General features: G+C 68.5%; 24 protein-coding genes. 13 read left to right on the top strand and 11 right to left on the bottom strand.

Annotation, left to right across the window (positions count from 1 at the left end):
- Window positions 1–169: 169 nt before the first annotated feature.
- From DR_RS01055 to DR_RS01040, 4 genes are all read right to left on the bottom strand, one after another.
- Window positions 170–568: a hypothetical protein gene (locus DR_RS01055; RefSeq protein WP_010886852.1), complete on the bottom strand. Its 399-nt coding sequence runs from the start codon at window positions 566–568 to the stop codon at window positions 170–172.
- Complete coding sequence (locus DR_RS01050) at window positions 565–1494, bottom strand: ABC transporter ATP-binding protein (RefSeq protein ID WP_034350706.1); 930 nt, start codon at window positions 1492–1494, stop codon at window positions 565–567. Before DR_RS01050 ends, DR_RS01055 begins: the two co-directional genes overlap by 4 nt.
- Before the next feature lie 79 nt (window positions 1495–1573).
- A complete protein-coding gene (locus DR_RS01045) occupies window positions 1574–2407 on the bottom strand; it encodes an ABC transporter permease (RefSeq protein ID WP_010886850.1) in 834 nt (277 codons plus the stop codon).
- 50 nt (window positions 2408–2457) lie between these two features.
- Window positions 2458–3279 (bottom strand): ABC transporter permease, encoded by an 822-nt coding sequence (locus tag DR_RS01040; protein ID WP_373969209.1) that lies wholly within the window; start codon window positions 3277–3279, stop codon window positions 2458–2460.
- A 113-nt stretch (window positions 3280–3392) separates the two neighbouring features.
- Between DR_RS01040 and DR_RS01035 the strand changes: the two genes are divergently transcribed.
- Both DR_RS01035 and DR_RS01030 read left to right on the top strand, forming a co-directional pair.
- Window positions 3393–3929: a hypothetical protein gene (locus DR_RS01035; RefSeq protein ID WP_010886848.1), complete on the top strand. Its 537-nt coding sequence runs from the start codon at window positions 3393–3395 to the stop codon at window positions 3927–3929.
- Between the two features lie 87 nt (window positions 3930–4016).
- Complete coding sequence (locus tag DR_RS01030) at window positions 4017–4835, top strand: DUF937 domain-containing protein (protein WP_010886847.1); 819 nt, start codon at window positions 4017–4019, stop codon at window positions 4833–4835.
- 61 nt (window positions 4836–4896) lie between these two features.
- On the opposite strand, the gene DR_RS01025 is transcribed toward DR_RS01030, so the two are convergent.
- Entirely contained in the window at window positions 4897–5364 is a 468-nt protein-coding gene (locus DR_RS01025; protein ID WP_027480176.1) for an Lrp/AsnC family transcriptional regulator, read from the bottom strand.
- A 179-nt stretch (window positions 5365–5543) separates the two neighbouring features.
- On the opposite strand from DR_RS01025, the gene DR_RS01020 reads away from it, so the two are divergent.
- From DR_RS01020 to DR_RS00995, 6 genes are all read left to right on the top strand, one after another.
- Window positions 5544–5834, top strand: coding sequence for a YbaB/EbfC family nucleoid-associated protein (locus DR_RS01020; RefSeq protein WP_010886845.1), 291 nt, complete (start codon window positions 5544–5546; stop codon window positions 5832–5834).
- A 112-nt stretch (window positions 5835–5946) separates the two neighbouring features.
- Window positions 5947–6609, top strand: coding sequence for a recombination mediator RecR (gene recR, locus DR_RS01015; RefSeq protein WP_010886844.1), 663 nt, complete (start codon window positions 5947–5949; stop codon window positions 6607–6609).
- 17 nt (window positions 6610–6626) lie between these two features.
- Entirely contained in the window at window positions 6627–7238 is a 612-nt protein-coding gene (locus DR_RS01010; protein ID WP_010886843.1) for a GNAT family N-acetyltransferase, read from the top strand.
- Between the two features lie 379 nt (window positions 7239–7617).
- Entirely contained in the window at window positions 7618–9534 is a 1917-nt protein-coding gene (locus DR_RS01005) for an aminodeoxychorismate components I/II (protein WP_010886842.1), read from the top strand.
- Window positions 9534–10229 carry an aminotransferase class IV gene (locus DR_RS01000; RefSeq protein WP_034350707.1) on the top strand — a complete coding sequence of 232 codons (696 nt, stop codon included), beginning with the start codon at window positions 9534–9536 and terminating at the stop codon, window positions 10227–10229. The genes DR_RS01005 and DR_RS01000 overlap by 1 nt, the downstream gene beginning before the upstream one ends.
- A 78-nt stretch (window positions 10230–10307) precedes the next feature.
- A complete protein-coding gene (locus DR_RS00995; RefSeq protein WP_010886840.1) occupies window positions 10308–10991 on the top strand; it encodes a zinc metallopeptidase in 684 nt (227 codons plus the stop codon).
- 60 nt (window positions 10992–11051) lie between these two features.
- On the opposite strand, the gene DR_RS00990 is transcribed toward DR_RS00995, so the two are convergent.
- The 3 genes from DR_RS00990 to DR_RS00980 all read right to left on the bottom strand — a co-directional run bounded on the left by DR_RS00990 (window position 11052) and on the right by DR_RS00980 (window position 14550).
- Window positions 11052–11402: an FUN14 domain-containing protein gene (locus tag DR_RS00990; protein WP_010886839.1), complete on the bottom strand. Its 351-nt coding sequence runs from the start codon at window positions 11400–11402 to the stop codon at window positions 11052–11054.
- Window positions 11403–11429: 27 nt separating this feature from the next.
- Window positions 11430–12107 carry an NUDIX hydrolase gene (locus DR_RS00985; protein WP_010886838.1) on the bottom strand — a complete coding sequence of 226 codons (678 nt, stop codon included), beginning with the start codon at window positions 12105–12107 and terminating at the stop codon, window positions 11430–11432.
- A 103-nt stretch (window positions 12108–12210) separates the two neighbouring features.
- Window positions 12211–14550 carry an amylo-alpha-1,6-glucosidase gene (locus DR_RS00980; RefSeq protein ID WP_164927945.1) on the bottom strand — a complete coding sequence of 780 codons (2340 nt, stop codon included), beginning with the start codon at window positions 14548–14550 and terminating at the stop codon, window positions 12211–12213.
- A gap of 137 nt (window positions 14551–14687) precedes the next feature.
- On the opposite strand from DR_RS00980, the gene DR_RS00975 reads away from it, so the two are divergent.
- The 4 genes from DR_RS00975 to DR_RS00960 are packed head-to-tail and all read left to right on the top strand — an operon-like array spanning window position 14688 to window position 17670.
- Complete coding sequence (locus tag DR_RS00975; protein WP_010886836.1) at window positions 14688–15896, top strand: M48 family metallopeptidase; 1209 nt, start codon at window positions 14688–14690, stop codon at window positions 15894–15896.
- Window positions 15897–15927: 31 nt separating this feature from the next.
- Window positions 15928–16485, top strand: coding sequence for a TlpA family protein disulfide reductase (locus DR_RS00970; protein ID WP_010886835.1), 558 nt, complete (start codon window positions 15928–15930; stop codon window positions 16483–16485).
- Between the two features lie 2 nt (window positions 16486–16487).
- Window positions 16488–17015 carry a GNAT family N-acetyltransferase gene (locus DR_RS00965; protein WP_010886834.1) on the top strand — a complete coding sequence of 176 codons (528 nt, stop codon included), beginning with the start codon at window positions 16488–16490 and terminating at the stop codon, window positions 17013–17015.
- 10 nt (window positions 17016–17025) lie between these two features.
- The gene (locus DR_RS00960; RefSeq protein WP_227085975.1) at window positions 17026–17670 is read left to right on the top strand and encodes a SanA/YdcF family protein; all 645 of its coding nucleotides are present in this window, start codon (window positions 17026–17028) and stop codon (window positions 17668–17670) included.
- Window positions 17671–17960: 290 nt separating this feature from the next.
- Here DR_RS00960 and xseA read toward each other — a convergent pair whose 3' ends face one another.
- From xseA to DR_RS00945, 3 genes are all read right to left on the bottom strand, one after another.
- Entirely contained in the window at window positions 17961–19211 is a 1251-nt protein-coding gene (xseA, locus tag DR_RS00955; protein WP_010886832.1) for an exodeoxyribonuclease VII large subunit, read from the bottom strand.
- A 58-nt stretch (window positions 19212–19269) separates the two neighbouring features.
- Window positions 19270–19650 (bottom strand): fluoride efflux transporter FluC, encoded by a 381-nt coding sequence (locus tag DR_RS00950; RefSeq protein WP_010886831.1) that lies wholly within the window; start codon window positions 19648–19650, stop codon window positions 19270–19272.
- A 138-nt stretch (window positions 19651–19788) separates the two neighbouring features.
- Window positions 19789–20610, bottom strand: coding sequence for an enoyl-CoA hydratase/isomerase family protein (locus DR_RS00945; RefSeq protein WP_010886830.1), 822 nt, complete (start codon window positions 20608–20610; stop codon window positions 19789–19791).
- A gap of 231 nt (window positions 20611–20841) precedes the next feature.
- On the opposite strand from DR_RS00945, the gene DR_RS00940 reads away from it, so the two are divergent.
- Window positions 20842–25662, top strand: a complete 4821-nt coding sequence (locus tag DR_RS00940) for a glutamate synthase-related protein (RefSeq protein WP_034350708.1) — start codon at window positions 20842–20844, stop codon at window positions 25660–25662.
- Window positions 25663–25674: the final 12 nt, after the last annotated feature.

Raw genomic sequence — 25674 nt, 5'->3', positions numbered from 1 at the left:
TCTAACGGTGAGGTGAAAGGAAGTCTCGCGGTTGCCTGCGCCGCGCCAGCCACCCCACCAGCATGAGTGGCAAGACAAACTCGCTGAAGGTCACGACAGCGAGCGAACTGTATCGAAGGTCCGCCGCCAGGCCTCCTGAATCTCGGGTTCCACTTGCAAGCCGAAGCGGTCAGGCAGGGTGCGACTTCCCATCAGAGAAAACTTTGTCGGAGAACACCAGCCAGCACCCCACCAGCAGCGACAACAGCACCGGCCAGATGAGAGACCTGCCCGCCAGCGTGCCGTTGGCGGCGGCAGGGTCCAGCCGCGCCCACGCCTTCATCAGCACGTAGGCACCGAAAAACGCTCCTGGCGCGGAAGGCGCCCGGCGGCGCCAGGTGAAAACGACGCCGCACAGCGCCAGCACTGCCCCCAGCACGCCTCCGAGCTGTCCCGGCCACGCGACGGCGTGCAGGGCCGTGTCCGCGCCATACATCAGCAGTCCGAGCAGCAGCGGCACGCTCAGCCACAGTGGAAGTGTGAACGGCTGCGGCGCAAGGCGTGAGCGGGAATCTTCAGGTGCGGTCATCCCTCCCTTACGCTTCTGCTCCCCAGCAGGTTCCCCTCGTAAATCCGCCGGATGGTCGCTTCCACCTCCGGCTCCTTGACGGCGAGGTCGCGCACCGGGGCCAGCGCCGTCACCTGCGCGATGGGCGCGGCGGCGGCCCCGGAAAAGCCGTAGCGCACGCGCGGGCCGTCTTGCCCCAGCAGCGTGAGGCCGGGCAGGGCGGGCTGCGCGGGGGCTTTTTCAAATTCCACCCACAGTTCCCGCTCGCCGCCGTAGCGGGCCTGCAACTCTGCGAGCGGGCCGTCGAACAGCAGCCGCCCGGTGTCAATCATCATCACCCGGCGCGCGAGCCGCTCCACGTCGCCGAGGTCGTGGGTGGTGAGCAGCACGGTGACGCCGCGCTCGGCATTGACCGCTTTGACAAATTCGCGGATGCGCTCCTTTGCCACCACGTCCAGCCCCACCGTCGGTTCGTCCAGAAACAGCAGTTCGGGGTCGTGTAGCAGCGCCGCCGCGAGGTCGGCCCGCATCCGCTGCCCCAACGAGAGCGCCCGCGCCGGGGTGTTCAGAAACGGCCCCAGCTCCAGCAGCTCGGTAAAGCCGGCGAGGTTCTCGGCAAAACGGGCAGCGGGCACGCGGTACACATGCCGCAGCAACTCCAGCGACTCGCGCACCGGCAGGTCCCACCACAGCGTCGTGCGCTGCCCGAACACCGCGCCCAGCCGCGCCACATGCTGCCGCCGCTGTTTCCACGGCACCAAACCGCCCACCCGCACCTCGCCGGAGTCGGGCACCAGCAGCCCGGTCAGCACCTTGATGGTGGTGGATTTGCCCGCTCCGTTCGGCCCCAGATACCCCACGATTTCGCCCGCCGGAATGGAAAACGAAATGTCCTGCACGGCGGGTTTGCGGGCGAACGACTTGCACAGGTGGCGCACTTCAATCATGGGTGGCTCCTTCGGAGGGGAGATGGTGGAGAGGTTCGGCCTGACGGCCTGATGGTGGATGGAGAAAAGACGAGCACCATCAACTCCCCGTGCCCACGTACCGCCGCACCCCCACCCGCCAGAAGGCGAAGGCAAGTGTCAGCACCAGCACTCCGGCAGGCAAGGGAAGGAAAGCCGCCCACTCAGGCAAGCCGTCGGGCAACGGGCGGCCCAGCACATGCAGCACGGGAAAATACGAGAGAAAGGCGGCGGGGATAACGTAGGTGAAGGTCTTACGCAGGAACGTCCCGTAAATGTCCATCGGGTACGAAATCAGCGAACGGCCCCCGTAGGTGAGCACGTTCATCGCCTCCACGCTCTCCACTGTCCAGAAGGTCAGCGTGCCGCCGATGACGAACAGGCCACCGAAAAAGGCAGTCATGCCGAGCACGCTGCCCACAAGCAGAGCAATATCAGCGGGCGTCCACGAGATGTCCAGCCCCGACACGGCATACGCCACGATGCCCACCGCCAGCAGCACCCGCGTAACCCGCCGCAGCGCGAAGTCCGACCCGAAGACTTGCAGCGGCAACGGCAAGGGCCGCAGCAGGAAGGTGGAAAAACTGCCGCTGCGGACCTGCTGGCTCATGTTGGGCGCGTCAAAGCCGCCAAACAGCATGTCCATCACCACGAAACTCAGTTCTGCAAGGCCGTAGAGCAGCGACACCTCGGGCAGTGTCCACCCGCCCAGGCCCCCAAAGCGGGGCAGCACCAGCACAAACGCCATGAACTCGGTAAACGTGATAAGCGCGGCGGCCAGCGCGTCCAGCGCAAAGGACAGGCGGTAGACCTGCTGCGACCGGGCCTGCGCGCGCAGCAGCAGGAAGTAGAGCCGGAGATGGTAGAGGGGTGATGGATGATGGGGGTCACGCATCAGCTCTGGCTCCCCCTTCCATCAACCTTCGTCCATCACCCATTGACGCCCTACCCACCGGCCACCTCCAGCCGCCCGAGGCCCCGCCGGAGCACCCAGGCGCACAGCCCCAGCAAAGCCACGGTCCAGCCCATCTGCACGCCGAGTGCTCCCCACGCCGCCGCGCCGGTTTTCAGGCCCAGCCACAGCTCCACGGTGGTGTTGAGCATGGAAGGAAACGGCGTCCACGCCAGCGCCGCCCGCAGCCAGTCGGGAAACAGGCGCAGCGGCATCAGAAACCCGCAGCCCAGCCCCAGCAGCACCCAGGCGAAGCGCCCGATGCCCACCGCGTCCGGCGACCAGAAGGCGGCGCAGTTGACCAGAAAGCGGTAGGCGAAGCCGCACGCCCACGCGGGCACCACGCTCAATAGCGTCTCAGGCGGCAAAGCGGGCATCCGCGCCCCCCACAGCAGCGCAAAGAGCACCAGCATCGGCAGCCCGCGCAGCACGAACTGTCCCGCCGCCCGGCCCGCATCCTGCGCCGCCCAGGACGCCAGCAGGTCCAGCGGACGCAGCAGGTCGGTCGCCACCTCGCCCCGGTGAATGGTCCGCATGAACTCCGACCACCCGAACAGCGAAAACGACGCGATAAACGTCTGCGTCAGCGCGACATACGTCACCGCGTCGCCGCCCGTCAGCCCCGCCACCTGGGGCCGCCCATCAAACAGCGCCAGCAAAATAGAAATCCGCAGCAGCCCGAAAAACAGATTCGTGACCAACCCCCACAGCGCCGCTTGCAGGTACGCGAACTGCCGCCGGAACCCCAGCCGGGCGAGCGCGAGATACAGACCGGCATTGACCGCCGGAATACTCAAAAAATCATTCAAAGCCACCTCCACCCCAGTTGTGCCGAACTGTGGAACGTGAAGGATAGGCAGGGCCGGAGCGCGGGCGCATCGGCCAGATGGCTCATGGGCGCGGGGGGCGTCCGTGCTGAACTCTGCCCATGCTCCGCATCATCGTCATCGGAACCACCGGCAGCGGCAAAACGACGTTTGCCCGTGCACTGGCGCAGCGGCTCGGCCTGCCCCACGGCGAGCAGGACGCCTGGAACCACGAAGCGAACTGGCAGATGGCCCCGCTGGGCCGCTTCCGCGCCCGGGTGGATACCTTCACGTCCCAGCCCGCTTGGGTCATGGACGGGAACTATGGCAAGGCCCGCGACCTCGGCTGGGCGCGGGCGGACACGCTCATCTGGCTGGATTTTCCTGCGTGGTTGGTGTATTCGCGTCTCGTCCGCCGAACTCTATGGCGAGTGCTGACGCAGCAGGAACTCTGGAACGGCAACCGCGAAACATGGCGCGGGGCGCTTCTAGACCCCGAAGGCCCCTTACGCTGGTTCTGGAAAACCCACTGGCGGAGAAGGCAGGAGACTCCCGCCCTCGCCGCCGAATTTCCTCACTTGCGCCTGGTGCGCCTGCGTTCGCCAGGGGAGGCACGGCGGTTTCTAGCGGCAGTCGGCAGGGGGCACCCCACCGCCTAAACGAACGCGCAACCCGGCTCTGCCCCCACCTTCACGCCCTCACCCTACGCTGAGCCGATTTCACTTCATCTCAGGAGGACACCCACCATGATGGACATTTTCAACATGCTCGGCGGCATGGGTCAGGCACAGCAGACGGTCGGCAACCAACTCGGCACCACCCCCCAGCAGACCGAAGCGGCGCTGGAAGCGGCTGTGCCGCTGCTGCTCGGCGCGATGACCCGCAACGCGACCCAGCCCGGCGGCCTGGACGCGCTCGCGTCGGCGGTCGGCCAGCACGACGACAGCGCCATGCTCGGCTTTCAGCAGGGGCAGACACCCGACATGAACGAGGGCCAGAAAATCCTGGGCCACGTGTTCGGCGGGCAGCAGCAGGCGGCGGCCAACGCCATCGGCCAGCGGGCGGGCATTGACCCCCAGATGGCGATGCAGATTCTGATGATGGTCGCGCCCCTGATTCTGAGCTACCTCAGCAACCGCTCCCGTGCCCAGGGTGGGCAGATGGGCGGCAACATGGGCGGACAGTCGGGCGGCGGCATGAGCCTTCCTGGTGGCATGGGCGGCGGTCTGGGCGGGGGCCTCGGCTCCATCCTCGGCGGGCTGCTCGGTGGCGGCGCGGCGGGCGGCCTCGGCAGTGTGCTGGGCGGGATGCTCGGCGGGGGTCAGGCGCAAGCACAGATGCCGCAGTCTCAGAACCAGAACACCGGCATGGGCGGCGGCCAGATGTTCCCCGGCTTTCCGGCGGGCAACGCAGCGCAGCAGCCCCAGATGGGTCAGGCACAGATGGGCCAAGCTCAAATGGGCGGTCAGGGCGACCTGCTCGGCACCCTCAACCGCACGCTGGACCGCGACGGTGACGGCAACGCGCTGAACGACCTTATTGGGATGTTTGGCGGACGCCGCTAAACACCGGAGAGCAGCAGCAGCGGGCGGAGAGGACGAACTCTCGGCCCGCCGCTCTTTGCCGTCAATCTTCCTGCGGAGGCAGCAGCAGCTTCCCTTCCAGAGGCGTGCTGAGCACGATGGACGTGTCGCAGGTAAAGCCCAGGTCAATCAGTTCTCCGAGCAGCACTTCCAGTTCGGCCACGTCCGCCACGGCAACCTTGAGCATGCAGGAGTTGTCGCCGGTCACCGAGTGGCATTCCAGCACGCCGTCGCGCTCCCTGGCCCAGCGGACGAGCGCCGGGTCATTGCGGCCCGAGTCCTTCACGCCGATAAAGGCGCTGATGGCGCGCCCCAGCGGTTTGGCGGCCACGCGCACGCCGTAGCCCAGCACCACGCCCGCTTCCTCCAGGCGCCGCACCCGCTCGGTCACGGCGGGCGCCGAAAGCCCGATGCGCCGCCCGAGTTCGCGCATACTCAGGCGCGAGTCCTGCTGCAATTCCTGCAAAATCCGCTCGTCAAGCGCGTCCAGACGGTAGGCCGGAGATTTCATCGTCCTCAGCCTAACATTTGACAGGTCAAAGTGAGCAAACGGCATTCATAAGGTTACTCGCCGTTGCGTTTGCCAGTTTTGTCTTCCTCTGCTGGCACAAAGTGGCGGCGTAGCGGCTTGTCCTCCAACGGTGGTCCGGGTCATGCCGCCGTGAGAGGCCAGCCGCTAGACTGACGGTCATGGACATGAAGAAGTTGATGAAGCAGATGCAGCAGGCGCAGGTCGCGGCTGGCAAGATTCAGGACGAACTGGCGGCGCAGTCGGTGGAAGGCACCGCGAGCGGCCTGGTGACGGTGCAGATGAACGGGCACGGCAAGGTGACCAGCCTGAAAATCAAGCCCGAAGCGGTGGACGGCGACGACGTGGAAGCTCTGGAAGACCTGATTCTGGCCGCCATCAACGACGCCGCCGAGAAGGCCGAGGGCTTGCAGCGCGAAGCGACGGCGGGCCTGGGACTGCCCGGCTTTTGAGTGTGACCGCGCTGGCGCTTGGTCGTCTGAGGGTCAAACAGTCTGAGGGTCTAAGGGCTCCCTCTCTTGGACTCTTAGACCCTCAGACTTTTAGACGTGCCGGAGGCGCAAAATGAAATATCCGCCTTCCCTCGTGTCCCTCATCCGCGAGCTGTCACGCTTGCCGGGCATCGGCCCCAAGAGCGCGCAGCGACTCGCCTTTCACCTGTTCGAGCAGCCGCGTGAGGACATCGAGCGCCTCGCCTCCGCCCTGCTCGAAGCCAAGCGCGACCTGCACGTCTGCCCGATTTGTTTCAACATCACCGACGCCGAGAAGTGCGACGTGTGCGCCGACCCCAGCCGCGACCAGCGCACCATCTGCGTGGTGGAAGAACCCGGCGACGTGATTGCGCTGGAGCGCAGCGGCGAGTACCGGGGGCTCTACCACGTCCTGCACGGCGTTCTGAGCCCGATGAACGGCGTCGGCCCCGACAAGCTGCACATCAAGCCGCTGCTGCCCCGCGTGGGGCAAGGCATGGAAGTGATTCTGGCGACTGGCACAACGGTGGAGGGCGACGCCACCGCGCTCTACCTTCAGCGGCTGCTCGAACCGCTCGGCGCCGCCATCAGCCGCATCGCCTACGGGGTGCCGGTGGGCGGCTCGCTGGAATACACCGACGAGGTGACGCTGGGCCGTGCGCTCACAGGCCGCCAGACCGTGAGCAAGCCCCAGCCGCCGCAACGTCCCGGTGACGAAGACGGCGCCGACGGAGCAGCGGTGCCCGCATCCCGCTAACGGCGGTAGCCTGAGCCATGCTGCCCTCACACCCTGCCCCCGCCGAAGACTGGACGCGCCCCGTAGAGATGCGGGGCCGTTTCGTTGCCCTCGTGCCGCTGAGTGCCGTCCACGCCGCCGGAATGTGCGCCGGAGCCGACGCGCAGACGGTCGAATTTCTGGCCCGCGGCGGTCCGCAGACGAACACGCCGGAAGAGTGGGCCGCGCACATCGAGCGGCTCAACAGCCTGCCCCACCGCGTGAACTGGGCGGTGCTGGGGCCGGACGAAACGGTGCTGGGCCGCATCAGCTACAGCGAGGCCCGGCCCGACGACCGCTGGCTGGAAATCGGCACCATGCTGCTGCCCGCCGGGCGCGGCACCTTCGCCAACCCCGAATCCAAGCTGCTGCTGCTCGCCCGCGCCTTCGAGGTGCTGGGCGCGGGCCGCGTGCAGTTCAAGGTGGACAGCCGCAACGCCCGTAGCCTGCGCGCGCTGGACAAGCTAGGGGCGGTGCGCGAGGGCACGCTGCGCCAGTACCAGGTCCGGCCCGACGGCTACGCCCGCGACTCGGTGATTTTCAGCGTGTTGGCGGACGAGTGGGAAGGGGTGAAGGCGGGGTTGGAGAGGCGGCTGGGGAGTGGGGTTTAGGGGGGTGACGGGGTGAGATTCCGTTGGCGCGGGTCTGGATGCCCCCTCACCCCTTGCCTACGGCAAGGCCCTCTCCCGCAAGGGGAGAGGGACGAAAAATGCTTTGGCTGCGGTTTCCACTCCCCCCAGAAAATCGCGAAACGCAGAATGCCAGGGCCGTCGGGCGCTGTAAGCGCACGGGCCTCGCGTCCATAGAAATCACGAGCATCTACACCAGCCCGCGCACTTGAAGAACATCGCCTGCCAAGCGAAATCATCACCATTTGCACAGCGCCAGCGTCAAAGCCCCTGTCCCCTGTGGGGATAGGGGTTTGGGGTTGGGGCCAAAAGCTAAAGCCATAGCCCCCACGCCCCCCTCCCACCCTTTACCCTTTTCCCCGTGCTCTCCCCCGCCGACGCCCTCCTCCGCCTCCGCGCCGCTGGCCTGCCCGGCATCGCCCTGCTCGAATCGCTGGGGCCGGTGCTGCCCTACGCCCGTTTCACCTTCCTGAGCGCCGCGCCGACCTGCGTGCAGCACACCCTCCCCGAACTTCCTGCCCCCGACGCCTTTTTTCCCGCCTGGCTCGGCGGCCTGAAGTATGAGGCGGCCCGCGAGTTCGGTCTGGCGGCGCACCCGGCGAGCGGCCCGGCGCAGTGGTGGGGTTTTTACCCGTCCGGGCTGGTGTGGGACCGGGAGGCCGGCACCCTGAGCGTCGTGGGCGAGCCGCATCTGGACTGGGCGGCGCTGCTGGCGAGCGACCCCGCGCCCCTGCCGAGCTTGACGGTGGGCGACTTCGGCGCGGACGACGTGGACTATCCGGCGGGCGTACGGGCCGTGCAGGAGCTGATTCGGGCGGGCGAGGTGTATCAGGTCAACCTGTCGCGCGGCGTGTCGGCCCCGGCGCAGGGCGACCCGCTGGCGGCGTACCTGCGGCTGCGCGAGGTGAATCCGAGTCCGTTCATGGCCTTTCTGGACATGGGCAACGAAGTCGTCGTGTCGTGCAGCCCCGAGCGGCTGGTGGACTGGGCCGTGTCGGAAGGCGGCGGCATCAGCGCCCGCCCGATTGCCGGCACGCGGCGGCGCGGCGACACGCCGGAGGAAGACGCCGCCTTCGAAGCCGAGCTGCGCGCCAGCCCCAAAGAAGTGGCCGAGCACACCATGCTGGTGGACCTCGTGCGCCACGACCTGGGCGCGGTAGCAGCCCCCGGCACAGTGAGCGTGCCCGACCTGATGCTGGTGGAGCGCTACAGCCACGTCATGCACCTCGTTTCGGAGGTCACGGCCACCGCCCGCGCGGGCCTGACGCTGCCAGACCTGCTCGCCGCCACTTTCCCCGGCGGCACGATTACCGGCGCCCCCAAAGCCCGCGTGATGGACGCGATTGCCGCGCTGGAACCGGGGCCGCGCGGCTGGTACACCGGCGGCGCAGGGCTGGTGAGCGGGCGACGGGTGGACGTAAATATTCTGATTCGGACGGCGGAATTTGTGCTGGATACGGCGGCAGGTTCGCCAGCAACGCCTCCCCGCTGGACCGTCACCGTCCGTGCGGGCGGCGGCACCGTCATCGACGCCGACCCGGCCCGCGAGGCCCGCGAAACGGTCCACAAGGCGCAGGCCCTCCTCAGCGTGCTGGCGGGGGTGCCCGGCAGACCGGCGCAGGCGGGGCAGCCCCCGGTGCCGGGTCGGCCTTGGACGCCACCACCCGTGCCCAAGCAGGCACAGACGCCGCTGCGGGTGCTGGTGCTCGACAACCGCGACTCGTTTACCTGGAACCTCGCCCACGACTTGCTCGCGCTGGGGGCGATGGTGGATGTGCGGAGCCAGGACGAGGACGCAGAAACGCTGCTGGCGAGCCGCCCCGACGCCGTGCTCGTCGGTCCCGGCCCCGGCACTCCGCAGACGAGCGGCTGCACACTCGCCTTGACCCGGCGGTGCCTGGAGCGCGGCGTGCCGCTGCTGGGCGTGTGCCTGGGGCATCAAGCGCTGGGGGAAGTGCTGGGTGGCCGCGTTGAACGCGCCGAGCCGGTGCATGGGCGGCCCGAGCGCGTGCAGCACGGCGGCGCGGGGCTGTTTGCCGGGATTGAAAACGGCGCGGCCTTCGGGCGCTACCACTCGCTCGTCGTGCGCGGGCTACCCGACGAACTGGTGACGGCCCGCAGTGAAGGGGGCGAGATTATGGCGCTGGCGGTGCCTGGAAAACCCGCCTGGGGCGTGCAGTTTCATCCCGAAAGCGTGCTGAGCCCGGCGGGACGGGTGCTGCTCGGCAACTGGCTGCGGGCTGTTGCTGGGTCCGCTGCGCTGAGGGGTGAGGGGTGATGGAAAAAGACCTGCGCCCCTCTCTCAACCAGCATCCAGCCACCATCCACGGCTTCTCCGCCTTCACCACCGTGCGTCTTCAGGAGGGCGCGGCGCTGCTGTGGCCGGAGCATTGGGCGCGGCTGGCGGGAACGTGCGCGGTTCTAGGGCTGCCTGCACCGGACGAGCACCTGCCCGCCTTGCCCGCTGGCACGCACCTGCTGCGCGTCACCGTGACCGACGAGGGCACCTTTCACCAGTTTCGGCCCCTGAACACCGGCCCCCGGCCCCTGGGCGGCGTGGCGGTCGTCCTCACCGACTGGCAGACACACCCGCAACTCGCGGCGCACAAGACCGGGAATTATCTGCCCTACCGATTGGCGGGGGCGCAGGCGACGGCGGCGGAGGCCTTTGAAGGCTGGCTGACCGACGCGGCGGGACACGTGGTGGACGGCTCGCGCACCTCGCCGGTGCTGGACTTCGGCGGGCGGCTGGTCGTGCCGACGGGCGGGCTACCAGGAACGACGCGGGCGCTCTGGCTCGCCGGGCACCCGCATGAGGAGCGGCCGGTGCACGTTTCCGAACTGCCGCAGGTCACGCGGGCCTGGATTTGCGGTGCGGGAGTCGGGGTCGTGCCGGTGGCGCGGCTCGGGAAGCGCGAATTGCCGGTCCGCTGGCCCGCCGTTACGCATCCGGCGCTGGCTTGGCCGAAGTAAACCCGGAGTCAACTGGGAGGGCATTTTTCTCATGGGACTTGAGTGGGGGACGCTAAGATTTGAACAGGAGGAAAGACCATGTTTTTTGGCCCGTATACCCCGCTGATTCTGCTGATCTTCGTCGCCTCGCTGGTGATTCAGGCGTATCTGAGCAATACTTACAAAAAATGGGGCAACATTCGCAACCCGCGCAACCTGACCGGGGCCGAGGTCGCCCGGATGATGCTGGACGAAAACGGCCTGCACAATGTGCCGGTAGAGGCGGTGCCGGGCGACCTCACCGACCACTACGACCCGCAGCAAAAGGTCGTGCGGCTCTCCGAGTCCACCTACGGCGTGCCCAGCATCGGCGCGATGGCGGTGGCGGCGCACGAGGTCGGGCACGCGGTGCAGGACAAGGTGCGGATGCCGGCGCTGGTGCTGCGCGGCCAGATGGCGGTGCCGCTGAGCCTCGGCATGAACTTCGCGCCCCTGCTGCTGATGATCGGCATCTTTGTTCACAGCACCGGCCTGCTGTGGCTCGGCGCGATTCTGTTCGGCGGGGCGCTGCTCTTTCACCTCGTGACCCTGCCGGTGGAATTCGACGCCAGCCGCCGGGCGCTGCAATACCTCAACGGGCGCGGTATCAGCGGCGGCGGTGAAGCGCAGGCGGGCGCGCAAAAGGTGCTCACCGCAGCGGCCCTGACCTACGTGGCGGGCTTTGCGATGGCGCTCGCGCAGTTCATGAACGTGCTAGGGATTGCCCGCAGCAGCGACGATTGAAACATCACATCCAAGAAGAACGCCGAGGCTACACGCTTCGGCCTTTTTTTTGGCCTGCTTCTACCGCAGCCGCAGTCCCAGCACGAAGCCCGCCGCGAACGCCCCGGCAAAGGGCAGGTTGGCGAGAAACACCCGGGAAAACCAGCCACCGAAGTTCTCGCGACCCTCGCGCAACCACGGCTCGGTGAGCGTCTGGAGTTGCAGCCAGTCCACCGTGACGACGCCGTAGTGCGCGAGCAGTTGCACGACGATAAAGGCGAGGCCGACGACCAGCAGTGCGACGCGGCCCACCACCCTGACCGCGTACCCAGCGGCGAGGCCGAGCAGACCGCCCAGCCCCAGGTCGGGCAACATGCTCTGAAAGCTGGCCGTGATCTGGGCGGCGGGGTCGGCAGGAGGCGCGGCGCTCACCGGGCCATGCTACAGCGCGGCCCTTTCTTACAGCGCCGCCGTGCGGGTGCCTTTGGCGCGGCGGTAGAGCTGCGCGGGCCGTCCCACGCCGCTGCGCCGCTCGCCGCAGGGGGTCAGGATGCCGGCGGCGAGAATGCGCTTACGGAAATTACGCTTGTCGAGTTCGCGGTGGCCAATGGCCTCGTACACGCCTTGCAGCTCGGGCAGGGTGAAGGTGTCGGGCAGAAATTCGAGCGCGAGGTTGGCGTAGTCGAGCCGCAGTTGCAGCCGCTTGATGGCGCGGTCCAGAATCGCCTGGTGGTCGAAGGCGAGCGCCGGAGGCGTGTGCGCGGCGAGCCACTCGGCCCCCACGGTGTGCCCGCCTGCGCGCGCCTCCACCGTGCCGTGCGGCAAGACGGCGAGGTGCGCCACGCTTACGACGCGCCCGCGCGGGTCGCGCCCCACCTCGCCGAAGGTAAAAAACTGCTCCAGGTGCCGGGGCTCCAGGCTGACGCTCGTTTCGGTCCTCAGTTCGCGCAGCGCCGCCTCATGCAGTTCCTCGCCCGGCTGCACGAAGCCGCCCGGCAGTGCCCAGGTCTGGGCGTGGGGCAACTCGCCGCGCTGCACCAGCAGCACCCGCAACTCGCCCGCGTGCATGGCGAAGGCCGCCACGTCCACCGCCAGCCCGACCTCGGTGGCCTGCGGGGGAAGGGTCAGGAGCGACATCCCGGCGATGCTAGGGTTGGTGTCCGCCCTACGTCAAGGGAGTAAGTGTCCCGACTAAGAACAGAAAAAGGCGACCGGACGCGCCGCTCTCAGTGAATTTGTGTCAGCGGGTGTGGGTCTGCCGCGCCTGCTCGTGGGCCTGCGCTTCGCTGAGGCTGACCAGCACGTGAGCCCGCAGCAGCTCGGCCACGCTCCACGCCTGAAAGGGGCAGCCGCCCGGCGTGAGCGCGTCGCCACTGAACACTTCCGAGACATGCCCGATGCCCGCTTCCCAGACGTGCCCGGTCAGGCCAGCGAGGGCGGCGCGGGCGCGGTTGAGTTCGCCGCGTGAAAGCAGCAGCTCCACGTAAGACGCCAGCGGCCAGGGCCAGACGGTGCCCTGGTGGTAGGCCGCGTCGCGCAGCAGTTGCGGGCCGCCATAGTTGCCGAGGTAGCGCGGGTCGTGCGGCGAGAGGGTGTGCAGGCCCACCGGGGTGAGCAGCTCGCGCTCGGTCTGGGCGAGCACCGCGTCGAGCTGTTCGTCCACCACCGGAGTGTCGGCCAGCGCCAGCGCGATGACCGCGTTGGGCCGCACCGACAGGTCCTGCTCGCCGGAGGGCTGAATCACGTCGGCAAGCACCGCCGGCTGAGCCGGGGCCGCGCCGGGGCGGTGGCCCACGCCGAGCTCGCTGGCCCCGGTCGTGGACTGGACTGGGCCGGACCCTGGCCGTCCCCCCACAGTCAGCAGTGCGTCGGACGAGGTGTCGCGCCGGGGCTCGTCGTCGAGCACGAAGTCGCCGTCCAGGGCGTCGCTCAGCGCCCCGCCGAGCGAGCTGCCGAGTTGGCCCAGGCCGAGCAGCGTGGCGGTGGGCGCGGCGGTCAGGTCGGCGGCGTGGTTCCAGAACTGCGCCTTGAACGAGTGGTGGGCGCGCTCCAGCACCGCCGCGTAGCGGGGAGGCTCGCCGAGCGCCTGCGAGAGCCGCAGCTCGGCCCCCAGCGCCGCGAGCCACAGTGCCTGAATCTCCACCGGCTTGCCGTGGCGGGGCGTGACCACCCAGTCATGGATTTTCACGTCCATCCAGGTGAGCTGCACGCCCGGTTCGCCCGCCCGCAGCAGCGCGTCGGCGGGGTCCATGCCGATGCCATAGTCGGTCCCCTGCACCAGCGAGCCGAGCAGTTCGCGCAGCATCGGCAGCGCCTGCCGCACGAACAGTGCATCGCCAGTGGTGCGGGCGTAGCGTTCGAGCGCCACCGCCAGCCACAGCGGACGTGCTACCGTGTTGTACCCGGCGCCCTGACCTGACTCGTCGAAATGGTTGGGAATGAGTCCCCGGCGCCGCTGGCCCAGAAAAGTCAGCAGCAGCTCGCGGGCGTCCTCAAACCGGCCCGTCACCAGAGTCAGGCCCGAGAGGGCAATCATGGCGTCGCGGCCCCAGTCGGCGAACCAGGGATACCCGGCGATGACACTCAGGCCACGGGGCGTTCCCTTGCTGGCACCACCTTTGCCTGACCCGCGCTTGGTCTCCTGCCCGCGCCGCACGAGGTAGGCGTCGGCGGCCACCGCCAGCGTCGCCACCAGTTCGTCGCGCACGCCGGTCGTCTGCCACGCCCGCTCGGCCAGGCCCCGGCGGCGGACACGCTCGGCCTCGAAGGCGGTCCAGGGGTCGGGGACGGGAGCTGTCGTGGGGGTCACGCCCTGCACGACCAGCGCGACCTCGCCCCCACCGGGCGGCAGGGTCACTGACCACAGCGGGCAGCCCAGCGTCACGTCGTGCGGCGTTTCGCCCCGCGTGGCGTCTGCGCGGTAGTAGACCCGCTGCGCGAAAGGCTGCGGCGTGAGCGCCTGAATGAGCGGCTGCGCGGGGACAGCGCCCGTCGCCAGTTCGGGCCGAAGCTGCAAGGTGACACGGGTGGCGCGCTCGCCCTGCACCCGGACCTCCGAGCCCAGCGGCGTGAACTGAAGCCGGGGCGGCGCGGTGTGCACGGCGTGCATGCCGCGGTCCACGAAAAAGCCGCCCAGCGTCAGGGTCACGCTCTGGCGCGAGCGCACCTCGTAGAGCAGCACCAGTGCGCCCGAGTCCTGCGGCATACAGGCGTGGCGCCGCACCCACACGCCGCGCCACAGTTGCTCGCGCTCGGGCAGCAGGTCCCAGACCGTCGCCCCGGTCAGCAGGCCCAGTCCCCGGCCCTCGAACACGCCGGGCGCGACTTCCAGCGCGTGCAGGTCCACGCTCTCGCCGCCGACTTCCAGCCGCTCAAACGGCGAAACGAGGTGGCAAAAGCGCGACACCGGGGGTTGCTGGCTGACCACCAGCCCCGCGTGGCAGCGGGTGGGCACCCCGGCGAGGCTGCTCAGGGCAAAGCCGCCCTGGCCGTCGGTGAGCAGCACTTCGAGGTCCGGGTTGCGGGCCGCCTGGGGACCGTAGGTGTACGCCGAGGCAGAGGGAACGGGCGCGGAGGTCATACGGCTGCCAGCATGGCAGATTTCACTTTGGCCCGGCTCGACGTTCAATTGGGATGACGTTCGGATTCTGGGCACTCTCTTCCCGCCCTCACCCCGCAGCGGGGCGCGGTGGCGTACCGTGAGCGGCGGAGGCCACCATGACCACGCCCACGCCCACGCCGACGCCGACCAGCCAGTCCCTCGCCGCTCCCTTTGCCCAGGGGGTCGAGGGCGTGTACTTCGACGGGCGCAGCAGCCGTGACCGCGCCGCCACCTTGCGGGTGCTGGGCAGTGGAGACCTCAGCAGTGGGGCGCCCTTGGCCGTGCTGCGCGTCGCTCCCACCGACGGGGAGCCGGGCAGCGAGCAGCAGTGGCCGCTGCGGCAGGTGCAGTTCGACCCGCCGCTCGCCGGGGTGCGCCGGGTGGTCAAGCTGCCGGACGGAGGCCGCTTCGAGACGAACGACGACCGGGCGATTACGGCGCTGGAAGCCGCCGTGGGCCGCAACCGGGGCCTGCGCGGGGTGCGGCGGCTGGAATCGGACTGGGGGCTCACGCTCGGCGCGGTGGTGACCCTGGGGCTGTTCGTGTGGGGCTTCCTGACCTACGGCCTGCCCGCCATGGCCCGCAGCGCCGCCGCCGCCACCCCACGCAGCGTGCTGACCTCCTTCGACACGAGCGCCATCGAAGTGCTCGACAACGGCACCTTCATGGGGCCCACCCACCTCAGCGCGGCGCGGCAGGCGCAGTTGCAGCGCGAATTCAAGGACGTGGCGCAGTGGGCGGGGGGCGGCTACCCCTACCGCTTGCTGCTGCGCGACGGCACCCCGCAGGCAAACGGCGACAAGGACAGCCCGGCGCCGAGCGGCAGCATCGGCACCAACGCCTTTGCCCTGCCCGGCGGCACGGTGGTGATGACCGAGCAACTGGTCAAACTCGCCCACAGCGACCGCGAGCTGATGGGCGTCCTGGCACACGAAACCGGGCACGTGACCCACCGCCACAGCCTGTCGAGCATCTACCAGGGCCTGGGCCTGACCCTGCTGACCACCGCCGTGACCGGCGACCTGATCGGCGCGAGCACCTTCGCGGCGGCGGTGCCGACCTGGCTGCTGAAAAACGGCTACTCGCGCCAGTCCGAAACCCAGTCCGACGAGGTGGCGGGCCGCTTCCTGATGGAGCGCTACGGGACCACCAAACCGCTGCGCGACGTGCTCGCCCGCCTGGAAACCGAGGACGAGAACGCCGACGAAAACAGCGTCAAGCGCGACGACCCCGGCGCGTTCCTCCAGACCCACCCCGGCACCGCCGAGCGCATCCGGCACCTGCGCGAAATCGAGCAGAACTGGCCGCAGCGCCGGGGCAAATAAATCGGCCCCAGGCCGTACACTCGCCCTCAGCATGACCGAGCCTGCGCCCGCCTCCCCTGCCCGCCCCGCCTGGACCCGCGCCCTGCCGCCGCTGCTGGCCGCCGCGCTGGTGGGGGGCCTGGGCTGGGCGCTGCTGAAACCGGCGGGCAACGCGGCGAACGGGCCGCTGGTGGGCAAACCGGCGCCGCAGTTCAATCTGACGGGCCTGGACGGGCAGCCGGTCGCGCTCGCCGACTACCGGGGCCGGCCCGTGGTGCTGAACTTCTGGGCGTCGTGGTGCGGCCCGTGCCGCGAGGAAGCGCCGCTCTTCGCCAAACTTGCTGCCCACCCCGGCGCGCCCGCCGTGCTCGGCATTCTGTTCAACGAAACGAAGCCGCAAAATGCCCGCGACTTTGCCCGGCAGTACGGCCTGACCTACCCCAACCTGCAAGACCCCGGCGTGGCGACGGCCATCGCCTATCAGGTCACGGGGATTCCGCGCACCGTGTTTATCGACGCGCAGGGCGTGGTGCGCCACATCGACCAGGGCGGGCTGGACACCGCGCGCCTCAACGCGGGGCTGAGCAAAATCGGCGTGCCGGGGCTCTAGCGGTGGACCTGGAACTGACCTATACGCTGGGCGACCTGGACGCAGCCTCGGCGCTGCTGGTGCGGGTCGCGCAGGACCGCGTAGAGCGCGGCGAGGAACTGTGGCCCCCGCGCAGCCTGACCCCCGAGCGGCTGGAACGGTATTACCCCCGCCCCGGCTGGCGGGTGGCGTGGCACGGCGGCGAGGCGGTGGGCACTTACGTCCTGCTGGACGCCGACCCCCTTTTCTGGCCCGACGACCCGCCCGGCGAGGCCGCGTACCTGCACAAGCTGAGCGTGCATCCCGGCTGGCAGGGGCGGGGGCTCTCACATACGCTGCTGGAACACGCGGCTGCCGAAGCCTGCGCCCTGGGCCGCAGCTTTTTGCGACTCGACACGGCGGCGGAGCGGCCCCGGCTGCGGGCGCTGTACGCGGCGGCGGGCTTCCGGGAGGTGGACGTGGTGCAGGCCGGCTCTTGGCGGGTGGCCCGGTTCGAGCGGCGCTTGACTGCTGGGCCTCTGCCTGGAGCCTCCGCTCATGGGGAGCGCTAGCCTGACGCCCGTGAAGACTCGCATTCGTTGGCGGCGCTGGGCCGCAGGAGGGGTGGGGGCGCTCCTCGCGGGCGTGCTGCTGCCGCAAATCGTGGTGCCGCTCGCCGCGTGGGGCCGGACCTTCGACCGCCCGGAAGACCTCCCGGCGCGGCACGTCGGGCTGGTGCTGGGGACGAGCAAATATCTGGCGAGCGGGCGCGTGAACCGCTATTACCTCTACCGCATCGACGCCGCCGAGGCCGCGTACAAAGCGGGCAAAGTGCGGGTGCTGCTGCTCAGCGGCGACAACAGCAGCGTGTCTTACGACGAGCCGACCACCATGAAAGAAGACCTGCTGGAGCGCGGTATTCCCGCCGAGCAGTTGGTCCTCGACTACGCGGGCTTCCGTACCCTCGACAGTGTGGTCCGCGCCGCCGAGGTCTTCGGCACCCGGCAGTTCACCCTCATCAGCCAGCCGTTTCACAACGAGCGCGCCATTTTCCTCGCCCGCACACGCGGCCTCGACGCTGCCGCGCTCAACGCCCGCGACGTGACCGGGCGCAGCGGCCTGAAGGTGCAGGGCCGTGAGGTGCTCGCCCGCGTCAAGGCCGTGCTGGACGTGCTGCGCGGCAAAGGGCCGAAATTCCTGGGCGAGCCGGTGGACGTGCCGGAGTAGGCCAGGGGCTCAGAAGACAATCAAACTGCATACAGCGCGCTCAACGCCAAGCCGCTCGGCCAAATATTCGCGCTGAAGGTCTGCCAGTTCCAGCAAGTCTTGGACAGGTGGCCCTTTGTCTCCGAGGAAGTTCGTCAGAAGTTGGCCGATGGTGGCCTAGAGCATTTGACGTAATAAAGACCCCTCACCCCTGCCTGTGGCAGGCCCTCTCCCCTTGGTAGAGGGTCAAACAGCGCGAGGCCATTCTTTTGTCAAATGCTCTAGTTCCTCGTTGCGGAGGTCAAGCCTGGTTATTCCACCCGCACCGGCACGCTGCCGTCGCTCCATTCCAGGGTGAGCGGCTCGCCCGCCCGTGCCCCCGCCGCCCGCGTGACCGGCTGCCCCGCCGCGTCGCGGACGAGCGCGTAGCCCCGCGCCAGGGTGCGCTGCGGGGTCAGGCCGAGCGCCTGGCGCATCAGGGCGTCCACCTCGGCGGCGGCGGCGTCTACCCGGCGCACCGCGCTCGACAGTGCCCGGTCACGCGCCCACGCAGCGGCAGCTTCAGCCTCGACCAGCACGCGGGCGGCCTCGGCGCGGATGGTGCGGGCGGCCTCCTGCGCCTGCGCGGCGGCGTTGACCACCGTGCGGACGAGGTACGCGGCGGCCTTGCTCGGCGTGTCGGTCCGCAGGCAGGCCACCTCGTCGGGCAGGGTGTCGTCGCGGGCGTGCCCTAAACCTGTGACCACCGGCGCGGGAAAAGTCGCCAGGGCGCGGGCCAGTTCCAGGTCGTTGAGCCACGCGAGGTCGGTGACGGCGCCCCCACCGCGAATGACGAACAGGGCATCGAGAGCCTTCTCCTGGTGGAGTTCGCGCGCCGCTGCCACCGCCCGCAGCAGGCTCGCCCCCGCCTCGCGGCCCTGAAAGGTCGCTTCGAGGTAATGAAACTCCACCAGCCCGGCGGCTTCCAGCGGGTCGGCTTCGCGCCGGAAGTCGCCCAGGCCCGCCGCTTCCCTGGGAGCGATGACCGCCACCCGCGCGAAGTCAGTGGGCACCGGCAGCAGGCGGTTGAGGCCGTAGCTGCCCTCTGCCACGAGTTCGGCGCGCATGGCTTCGAGCCGCAGCGCTGCGTCGCCCAGCGTGTACTCGGGGGAGATGTCGAGCACGTTGAAGGAAAAGCCGTACTGCGGGTGAAACTCGGCGGTGCCGAAGAGCAGCACCTTTAGACCGGCGCTCAGCGTCGCGCCGCTCGTCGCCCCCCGGAACTTAGCCTCCAGCGCAAAGCGTTCGCGGGCCCATACCGTCGCGCGGCACTTGGCGACCTCACCAACCCCGCCCGCGCCGCCCTCGCCCGCCTGCACGAGGTCGAGGTACAGGTGCCGCCGGTCGGTCAACGAGGCGATTTCGGCGCGCACCCACACGCCGCCGGGCACCCCGCGCGCGATGACCTGCCCCACATAGTCGAGCAGTTCGGCGAGTTCCAGAAACTGCTCGGGCGGGCGCACCGGCTCGGCTTTCTTGCGGCCCGCACGGCCCTTTTTCGGTTTGCTGTCCGGCTCGGTCACGCTTTTGCTCCCTTCACAGCTTCTCCTTGCACAGCTCGCCTTCCTCCAGCTTCCCGGCTCACAGCCGCGCTCCCAGCACCCGGCCTGCCACTGCCGCCGTCAGCCCCAGGCCCACGCTGAGAGCTGCGTAGGCGAGCGCCAATCCGCCCTGACCGCGCAGCAACAGGCCATCGAGCTCGGTGGAAAAGGTCGAGAAGGTGGTAAACGCCCCCAGCACCCCGGTGCCGAAGGTCATCCGCACCGCTTCGGGCCACACGCCGCGCCCGGTTAGCGCCAGCGTCAGCCCAAGCAGAAACGAGCCCAGCACGTTGATGAGCAGCACCGCCGCCGGAAACCCCGTGCGGGCCACCAGCGGCGCGAGCAACAGCACCGCCGCCTGACGGCACACCGCCCCAACCGCGCCGCCGAGCGCCAGCCAGAGCCAGAGGGGAAACGACATGGGAAGCAGGATAGTGCGCGGGTGGGGAGGGGGCAGGGAGACCCCTCACCCTTCCGCCGCTTCGCGGCTCCCTCCCTCTCCCCCTGGGAGAGGGCCTTGCAAAGCAAGGGGTGAGGGTGTCTTTTCCTCTCAAATGCTCTAAATCGGCGCGTCCTCCATAAACCTCGGCTCCCGCCGCTCGCGCTTGGCCGCCAGCCCCTCATGAATATCCGGGCCGGTAAAGCCCAGGAATTCGAGCGCAAGCGAGGCGTCGAAGGTCGGCCCCATCGCCCGGAGCCAGTTGTTCAGGGCGTATTTGGTCCAGCGCACGGCGGTGGGGCTGCCTGCCGCCAGCTTGCGTGCCACCGCCCACGCCCGGTCGAGCAGTTCTTCGTCGGGCACGCACAGACTGACCAGCCCGATGCGCTCGGCTTCCTCGCCGCTCACGCTTTCGCCGGTCAGCAGGTGGTACTTGGCCTTGTTCAGCCCGCATAGCAGCGGCCAGATAATCGCCGCGTGGTCGCCCGCCGCCACGCCGAGCTGCACGTGTCCGTCGAGAATCCGGGCACTTTTGGCCGCCACGCTCACGTCGGCGAGCAGGGCCACCGCCAGCCCCGCGCCCACGCAGGGACCGTGGATGGCGCTCACCACCGGCTTGCCGCAGTTGACCACGTTGTACACGAGGTCACGGGCTTCTTTCCAGACTCGGGCGAGCGCGGTGAAGTCGCTCGCCATTTCCTCGATAAGTTCAAAGTCCCCGCCCGACGAAAAGCCCCGGCCCTCGCCACGAATGAGCACGCAGCGCACGCCGGACGCCGCGTCTATGTCGCGCCAGATGTGCGTGAGCGCCGCGTGCCCACGCCGGTCCACGCTGTTGAGCGTCTTCTCGTTGCGGATGACGATTTCGAGGATGCCGCCGTCATGCAGCGTGACCGCGAGGCCGGGATATGCGCCGGGCGCCGTGAGCTGGGTTGTGTCCATAGGGGGAGGCTAACATCGTGACCGTGTTTGTCTGGAGGCCCTGTGGCGCATCCCAGGTCCGGCAGCGGGACGAACTCTCAAGGAAGGCCGAAGCAGCGGCTCATCCGGGGAACGGCGAAAGTGGGCGCGTTATAAACAACGGCCCCGCATAAAGTTGCATGACTCTGTACCCTAGAGCTTAGCAGCCTGCGAGGACGCAGGCGAGTGACTTCCAGCGCAAGGGGTGCAGACATGGAGAAACACGACCAGCGGGAAACCCCGGCAGCGGGGCCGCAGACCGGGCCGCAGCAACCGGCCACGGCCCAGGAGGTGCGCCGGGCGACCGAGCGCGGCCTGTACGCGAATGCCGAACACGACGCCTGTGGGGTGGGCATGGTGGCCCACATCGGCGGGCAGAAGTCTCACCACATCATCGCCCAGGGCCTCAAGATTCTGGAAAACCTCGACCACCGCGGGGCCGTCGGTGCCGATCCCCTGATGGGCGACGGCGCGGGCATCCTGCTGCAAATCCCCGACGCCTTCTACCGCGCCGAAATGAGCCTTCAGGGCGTGACCCTGCCCCCGCCCGGCGACTACGGCGTGGGCATGATTTTCCTGCCCAAGGAAATCGCCTCGCGCCGCGCCTGCGAACAGGAACTCGAGCGCGCCGTGATTGCCGAGGGGCAAGTGGTGCTCGGCTGGCGCGACGTGCCCATCAACCACGCCATGCCGATGAGCCCGGCGGTGAAAGAAAAAGAGCCGGTCATCCGCCAGATTTTCATCGGCGCCGGCCCCGACACCCTGGTGCCCGACGCGCTGGAGCGCAAGCTGTACGTGATTCGCCGCCGCGCGAGCAACGCAATTCTGGGGCTGAACTTCACGCACGGGCAGGAGTACTACGTGCCCTCCATGTCGTGCCGGACCATCATCTATAAGGGTCTGCTGCTCGCCGATCAGGTGGGCGAGTACTACCGCGACCTGCAACAGCCCGAAGTCGTGTCGGCGCTCGCCGTCGTTCACCAGCGCTTTTCCACCAACACCTTCCCCGAGTGGCGCCTCGCCCACCCCTACCGCATGGTGGCCCACAACGGCGAAATCAACACCGTCAAGGGCAACTTCAACTGGATGCGGGCGCGCGAGGGGATTCTCAGCAGCCCCGTCTTCGGCGATGACCTCGGCAAGCTCTACCCCATCTCCTACGAGGGCGAGTCCGACACCGCGACCTTCGACAACGCCATCGAGCTGCTGACCCTCGCGGGCTACCCGATGGCGCAGGCCGCGATGATGATGATTCCCGAAGCCTGGGAGCAAAACGCGCTGCTCGACGACCGCCGCCGGGCGTTCTACGAGTACCACGCCTCCATGATGGAGCCCTGGGACGGCCCCGCCGCGATGGTCTTTACCGACGGGCGGCAGGTGGGCGCCATGCTCGACCGCAACGGCTTGCGCCCCGCCCGCTACCTCCAGACCCGCGACGGGCTGGTCGTGCTCGCCTCCGAGTCGGGCGTGCTGCCCATTCCCGAGTCGCAGATCGTCAAGAAGTGGCGCCTGCAACCCGGCAAGATGTTCATGATCGACCTCGAACAGGGCCGGATTGTCGAGGACGACGAGCTGAAGCTGCAATTCGCGCAGGCCAAGCCCTACCGCCAGTGGGTGGAAAACACCCGCCTGCGCCTCGACGATTCCGAGGAAACCGGCACGGTGGACGAGTTCGCCGAGCCGCTGCTCAAGCGCCAGCAGGCGTTCGGGTACACCCAGGAAGACCTCAAGTTCCTGATGGGCCCGATGGCGAAAAACGGCGAAGAAGGCATCGGCAGCATGGGCAACGACAGCCCGCTCGCCGTGCTCTCGCACCGCTCCAAGCCGCTCTACAACTACTTCCGGCAGCTCTTCGCGCAGGTGACCAACCCGCCGATCGACCCCATCCGCGAGTCGGTGGTCATGAGCCTGCGCTCCTTCGTCGGGCCGCGCCCCAACCTGCTCGATATCAACGCAGTCAACCCCGCCATGCGCCTGGAAGTCGAGCAACCCATTCTGGATTTCGACGACATGGCGCGCGTCCGCAACATCGAGGCGCACACCCGTGGCAAGTTCAAGGCGTTCGACCTCGACATCACCTACCCCGCCGAGTGGGGCGCGCGCGGCATCGAGGCCAAGCTCGCCACCATCAACGCCTGGGCGGTGGACGCCATCGAGTCGGGCCACAACATCATCATCCTGACCGACAAGCGAGTGGACCGCAGCCGGGCCGCGATTCCCGCGCTGCTCGCGCTCTCGAGCGTTCATCACCACCTCGTGAAAAAGGGCCTGCGGATGCGAACCGGATTGGTGGTGGAAACGGGCGACGCCCGCGAAGTCCACCACTTCGCCGCGCTCGCCGGGTACGGGGCCGAAGCGATTCACCCCTACCTCGCGCTCGAAACGATCACCGACCTCCACACGCCGATTCCGGGGATGCCCGACCTCACCGAAGTCACCCCCGAAAAGGCCATCTACAACTATGTCAAGGCCATCGGCAAGGGCCTGAGCAAGATCATGTCCAAGATGGGCGTGAGCACCTACCTCAGTTACTGCGGCGCGCAACTGTTCGAGGCGGTGGGCCTGCAAGCCGACTTCGTGCAGAAGTACTTCTACGGCACCGCGAGTCAGGTGGGCGGCATCGGCATTTTCGAGGTGGCCGAAGAAGCCATTCGCACCCACCACGCGGCCTTCAGCGGCGATCCCTTGATGGAGAAGAACCTCAACGCGGGCGGCGAATACGCCTGGCGCGCGCAGGGCGAAGAGCACATGTGGACGCCCGACGCGGTGGCAAAGTTGCAGCACTCGGTGCGCAGCGGTCACGCCGGCACCTACGCCGAATACGCCCGCATCATCAACGACCAGAGCCGCCGCCACATGACGCTGCGCGGACTGTTCGATTTCAAGACCGAAGGCCGCAACGCCGTGCCGCTGGAAGAGGTCGAACCCGCTTCCGAAATCGTCAAGCGCTTCGCCACCGGCGCGATGAGCCTCGGCTCCATCTCCACCGAGGCCCACGCCACCCTCGCCGTCGCCATGAACCGCATCGGCGGCAAGAGCAACACCGGCGAAGGCGGCGAAGACCCCGCCCGCTACGAGCGCGAACTGCGCGGCGAACAGTTCAACGAGGGCGAAACCCTGGCGAGCGTCTTGGGCGGCAGCCGAGTCGAGGTGGACTACCCGCTGCAACCCGGCGACAGCCTGCGCTCCAAGATCAAGCAGGTGGCCTCGGGCCGCTTCGGGGTGACGGCGGGCTACCTTTCCTCCGCCGACCAGATTCAGATCAAGATGGCGCAGGGCGCCAAACCCGGCGAGGGCGGCCAGCTCCCCGGCGGCAAGGTGAGCGAGTACATCGGCTTCCTGCGCCACTCGGTGCCCGGCGTGGGATTGATTTCGCCGCCCCCGCACCACGACATCTACTCCATCGAAGACCTCAAGCAGCTCATCCACGACCTCAAGAATGTCAACCCGCGCGCCGACATCTCGGTGAAGCTGGTGTCGGAAGTGGGCGTGGGCACCATCGCGGCGGGCGTGGCGAAGGCGAAGGCCGACCACATCGTCATCGCCGGGCACGACGGCGGCACCGGGGCGAGCCCCTGGAGTTCCATCAAGCACGCCGGGACGCCCTGGGAACTGGGGCTGGCCGAAACGCAGCAGACGCTGGTGCTCAATAGGTTGCGTGACCGTGTGCGCGTGCAGACCGACGGGCAGCTCAAGACCGGGCGCGACGTGGTGATTGCCGCGCTGCTCGGCGCCGACGAGTTCGGCTTTGCGACCGCGCCGCTCGTCGCCGAGGGCTGCATCATGATGCGCAAGTGTCACCTCAACACCTGCCCGGTGGGCGTGGCGACGCAGGACCCGGTGCTGCGGGCCCGGTTCCAGGGCAAGCCCGAACACGTCATCAACTACTTCTTCTTCGTGGCCGAGGAGGTGCGCCAACTCATGGCGAGCCTCGGCGTCCGCAGCTTCGACGACCTGATTGGCCGCTCCGACCTGCTCGACATGCGGGCGGGCATCGACCACTGGAAGGCGCAGGGGCTGGACTTCTCGCGGGTGTTCTACAAGCCCGAGATGCCCGCCGAAGTCGGTACCCGGCACCTGACTGGGCAGGACCACGAACTCGACAAGGCGCTCGACCTCAAGCTGATCGAGAAGTGCCGCCCCGCCATCGAACATGGCGAGCGCGTCCACTTCCTGCAGGACGCCCGCAACGTCAACCGTTCGGTGGGGGCCATGCTCTCGGGCGAACTCGTCCGCGCGCGCCCCGGCGGCCTGCCCGACCAGACGGTGTTTATCCAGATGGAAGGCACTGGCGGCCAGAGCTTCGGTGCGTTCCTCGCCCAGGGCCTGACCCTGTACCTGATCGGCGACGCCAACGACTACACCGGCAAGGGCCTCAGCGGGGGCCGCGTGGTGGTCCGCCCCTCCATCGAATTCCGGGGCAAGGCCGAAAACAACATCATCATCGGCAACACGGCGCTTTACGGCGCGACGAGCGGTGAGGCGTACTTCCGGGGCGTGGCGGGAGAACGCTTCGCGGTGCGGCTCTCGGGCGCCTCGGCGGTTGTCGAAGGTACCGGCGACCACGGCTGCGAATACATGACCGGCGGCACGGTGGTCGTGCTCGGGCAGACCGGGCGCAACTTCGCGGCGGGTATGAGCGGCGGCGTCGCCTACGTCTACGACGTGGACGGCCAGTTCGAGAAACGCTGCAACCTCAGCATGGTGGGCCTGGAGCGCGTGCAGCCCGAAGACGAGCAGTTGCAGAGCGCCGTGCCTCATCAGCTGCACAACGGCAAGTCCGACGAGGCGCAACTGCGCGAACTGATTGAAAACCACCACCGCTGGACCGGCTCAAGCCGCGCCAGTGAGCTGCTCGACGACTGGGACAGCGCCCTGAAGAAGTTCGTCAAGGTCATGCCGCACGAGTACGCCCGCGCCCTGCGGGAGCGCACGCAGGCGGACGAGGGCACCGTGCAGGCCGCCGACACCACCCGGATGCAGACCGGCCAGCCCGACAACAAGTTCGGCGGCAAGGGGACGCTGACGAAGTAAGGCCAAAGACCC

This window comes from Deinococcus radiodurans R1 = ATCC 13939 = DSM 20539 (genome assembly GCF_000008565.1).
Classification (GTDB): Bacteria; Deinococcota; Deinococci; order Deinococcales; family Deinococcaceae; genus Deinococcus; species Deinococcus radiodurans.
The sequence above is the reverse complement of the archived record's forward strand: the minus strand, read 5'-3'. Positions and strand labels throughout refer to the sequence as shown.

Excerpts from the sequence above, each read along its gene's own strand:
- DR_RS01055 (WP_010886852.1), bottom strand. The coding sequence starts at position 568 with ATGACCGCACCTGAAGATTCCCGCTCACGCCTTGCGCCGCAGCCGTTC.
- DR_RS00940 (WP_034350708.1), top strand. The coding sequence starts at position 20,842 with ATGGAGAAACACGACCAGCGGGAAACCCCGGCAGCGGGGCCGCAGACC.
- DR_RS01035 (WP_010886848.1), top strand. The coding sequence starts at position 3,393 with ATGCTCCGCATCATCGTCATCGGAACCACCGGCAGCGGCAAAACGACG.
- DR_RS00970 (WP_010886835.1), top strand. The coding sequence starts at position 15,928 with ATGACCGAGCCTGCGCCCGCCTCCCCTGCCCGCCCCGCCTGGACCCGC.
- DR_RS01045 (WP_010886850.1), bottom strand. The coding sequence starts at position 2,407 with ATGCGTGACCCCCATCATCCATCACCCCTCTACCATCTCCGGCTCTAC.
- DR_RS00950 (WP_010886831.1), bottom strand. The coding sequence starts at position 19,650 with ATGTCGTTTCCCCTCTGGCTCTGGCTGGCGCTCGGCGGCGCGGTTGGG.
- DR_RS01000 (WP_034350707.1), top strand. The coding sequence starts at position 9,534 with ATGGAAAAAGACCTGCGCCCCTCTCTCAACCAGCATCCAGCCACCATC.
- DR_RS01025 (WP_027480176.1), bottom strand. The coding sequence starts at position 5,364 with ATGAAATCTCCGGCCTACCGTCTGGACGCGCTTGACGAGCGGATTTTG.
- DR_RS01050 (WP_034350706.1), bottom strand. The coding sequence starts at position 1,494 with ATGATTGAAGTGCGCCACCTGTGCAAGTCGTTCGCCCGCAAACCCGCC.
- DR_RS01020 (WP_010886845.1), top strand. The coding sequence starts at position 5,544 with ATGGACATGAAGAAGTTGATGAAGCAGATGCAGCAGGCGCAGGTCGCG.
- DR_RS00975 (WP_010886836.1), top strand. The coding sequence starts at position 14,688 with ATGACCACGCCCACGCCCACGCCGACGCCGACCAGCCAGTCCCTCGCC.
- DR_RS00945 (WP_010886830.1), bottom strand. The coding sequence starts at position 20,610 with ATGGACACAACCCAGCTCACGGCGCCCGGCGCATATCCCGGCCTCGCG.
- DR_RS00985 (WP_010886838.1), bottom strand. The coding sequence starts at position 12,107 with ATGTCGCTCCTGACCCTTCCCCCGCAGGCCACCGAGGTCGGGCTGGCG.
- DR_RS01010 (WP_010886843.1), top strand. The coding sequence starts at position 6,627 with ATGCTGCCCTCACACCCTGCCCCCGCCGAAGACTGGACGCGCCCCGTA.
- recR (WP_010886844.1), top strand. The coding sequence starts at position 5,947 with ATGAAATATCCGCCTTCCCTCGTGTCCCTCATCCGCGAGCTGTCACGC.
- DR_RS01030 (WP_010886847.1), top strand. The coding sequence starts at position 4,017 with ATGATGGACATTTTCAACATGCTCGGCGGCATGGGTCAGGCACAGCAG.
- DR_RS00995 (WP_010886840.1), top strand. The coding sequence starts at position 10,308 with ATGTTTTTTGGCCCGTATACCCCGCTGATTCTGCTGATCTTCGTCGCC.
- DR_RS00980 (WP_164927945.1), bottom strand. The coding sequence starts at position 14,550 with ATGACCTCCGCGCCCGTTCCCTCTGCCTCGGCGTACACCTACGGTCCC.